Below are 2,231 nucleotides of genomic sequence, written 5' to 3'. Positions count from 1 at the left end.
CCTTAAGGCCTCCGCCTTTATCCGGTCTTTTGCGCGGGTGCGGAGTTCGTCCGGGGTGTTTCCCAGTTGAATAAGGTCGAAACCGCAGCAAGGTCCTGCACGCCCAACCCGGTTAGGCTGCAGACGATGACTTGGCCTTCGCTGCTGCGCAGCCGGTCATATTTGGCCCAAACAGAGCCCAATTCCTGCATCCCAAGTTCTGCCTCCGGCAGGCCCGAAGACAGGGCTCGGGCTGCATTGCCATAGGCGCGGGACTGTCCGAGGCTGTCGGTGAAGACCCTGTCGGCCTTGGCGAGCAGCTGCGGGGGCAGCTCGCATTTTGTTTCGTCATCGGCGCCGATGCTGATAACTGTCTGGCCGGGCTCCACATCTGCGGCCTGAAACAATGGGTCTGACGCGGCGGTGGCGCACACCACCAGCCTGGCTCCGCGCATTGCCCCGGACGGGCTGCTTGCAGTTGAAACCCGGCTTCCCGGAAGCGCAGCCCGCAAAGCCGCCGCCAGCGAATTGGACGCCCCAGGCCGGCGCGCCCAGATGCGGAGGCTTCGGACCTCCCGCAATTGGGCAAGTGCCTGTATCTGATGGCGCGCCTGCGTGCCGGCACCCAGCAACGCTGCATCCACTGGTCCGGCAGACAGGCAGCTATGCGCGGCCAAAGCGCCGGCGGCGCCGGTCCGGTAGTCGGAAATCAGATGGCCGTCGTGAAGCAATGCAAGCGGTTGGCAGCTCTTGGAACCACAGACCAGAATCAGCCCGCTATGGCCGCTGCCGGTGTCTGCTTTCAGGCTTTCCGACCAGCCCGCGAGCTTGACGGTGAAAATGGGGGTGCCAGGCAGAGCCGCGCTTTTGACATGCACATCGGCGCCCGGCGCAGGGAACAGCACCTGAGCCGCCGACGTTGCCTTTCCTGCGCTGTAGGCGATCATCGCCTGGCGCACTGGAGATAGCAGGGCCGCGTGGGACAGCCGGGCGGAGATTTCTTCGCGGGTGATATGGCGCAGGGCAGGTGTCATGGCAGCACCCCGAACCGGCCGGTGCCCAGGATTGATACCCGACCACCAACATGGATAGCACTGATCCCATCGGGTCCACTGACGACCTGTACAGAAATACGGCTGGGGCGGCCTGCATACTGCCCCTGCTTAAGTTCCAACGTGTTGGCCGCGTTCAGCAGCCCGTGCTTATGGGCATAAGCGCCGATGACGCCTGCGGCGCTGCCGGTTGCGATGTCTTCGATCCGTCCGTCGTTGGTCCAATGGCGCCCTTCGGTCCGGTGGACGTCGTACAGATAAGCAAACTGAGCGCCTACGTCCGCAAGCCGCTGCTCTAGCTCGGGAACGCGGATAGCCGCCCTGTCCAAACCCTGCCGGACCGGTACCACCAGATAACGCAGCCCGGTCGAGATGACTTCCAGCGGCAGGCCCGGGGCAAGATCCTCAAGCGCCAGCGAGAAACAGCTGGCAAGTTGTCGGGCGGCGGGGCCGTTCAGCTCTGCCAAATACAGGGGCTTTCCCTGATCCATCCAAACGTCAAACCCAGCTGCGCGGCGGGCAGAACGCAGAGTCACCCGGCGTTCTCCTAAGGCAAAGGCAATCTTTGCCGTTACAGCGGGTTGCTCAAGGTCATGCAGCACGGCCGCAGCACCGAGCAGCGGGTGTCCAGCAAACGGCAGCTCCTCTTCCAGGTCGAAAACACGCAATGGCCGGCTTCCGTCCGCGAGTGCCTGCCCGGTTAGGAAAGCGGATTCAAAGTGCTTGAGCTCCCGGGTCAGCTGCAGCATCTGCCGGCCGTCCAGCGCCAGCGCGTCGGGGAATACTGCCAGGCTGTTGCCGGTGAACGGGCCATCCGAGAAGGCATCGCAAAGGACATAGTGCATGCCGCACCCCCGCTGAATTGAGCATCTGCCTGCTGGTTAGCTCAGAAACAGGGCGCGGGGCGAGCCATATGTACATGAGGCTGCCTCATGAATGTGGAGATCAGCCCATGCTGAACATCTTTGATTGCTGTGCGCGAATTACTGAAATTTCCTCATGCATCCACTGCCGCAGGGCCTGATACCCGTCGGTGGCGGCATTGGCCGGCGTGGTGACCAGCCAGTAGCGGGCGCGGGATTTTACCGGCTTGCCGACAGTTTCCAGGAATCCGGCCTCAAGATCATTTTCCACCAGCAGGCTGCGCCCCAGCGCAATACCCATGCCGCCGATGGCGGCCTGAATGGCAAGATCGGCGCG

At 63.1% G+C, this 2,231-nt stretch carries 2 protein-coding genes and 1 pseudogene; all 3 read right to left on the bottom strand.

Annotated features, from left to right (window positions below; translation table 11 throughout):
- Window positions 1–17: 17 nt before the first annotated feature.
- Window positions 18–1,013 (bottom strand): hypothetical protein, encoded by a 996-nt coding sequence (locus A2I95_RS32640; RefSeq protein ID WP_291736514.1) that lies wholly within the window; start codon window positions 1,011–1,013, stop codon window positions 18–20.
- Window positions 1,010–1,876: a PhzF family phenazine biosynthesis protein gene (locus A2I95_RS32635; RefSeq protein WP_291736513.1), complete on the bottom strand. Its 867-nt coding sequence runs from the start codon at window positions 1,874–1,876 to the stop codon at window positions 1,010–1,012. The genes A2I95_RS32640 and A2I95_RS32635 overlap by 4 nt, the downstream gene beginning before the upstream one ends.
- A 100-nt stretch (window positions 1,877–1,976) precedes the next feature.
- Window positions 1,977–2,231, bottom strand: a pseudogene (locus A2I95_RS32630) (hypothetical protein); the annotation flags it as partial.

Source organism: Leisingera sp. F5, assembly GCF_001593695.1.
The sequence above is the reverse complement of the archived record's forward strand: the minus strand, read 5'-3'. Positions and strand labels throughout refer to the sequence as shown.

Bases quoted from the DNA above. Each gene is read 5' to 3' on its own strand.
- A2I95_RS32640 (WP_291736514.1), bottom strand. From the start codon at position 1,013: ATGACACCTGCCCTGCGCCATATCACCCGCGAAGAAATCTCCGCCCGG.
- A2I95_RS32635 (WP_291736513.1), bottom strand. From the start codon at position 1,876: ATGCACTATGTCCTTTGCGATGCCTTCTCGGATGGCCCGTTCACCGGC.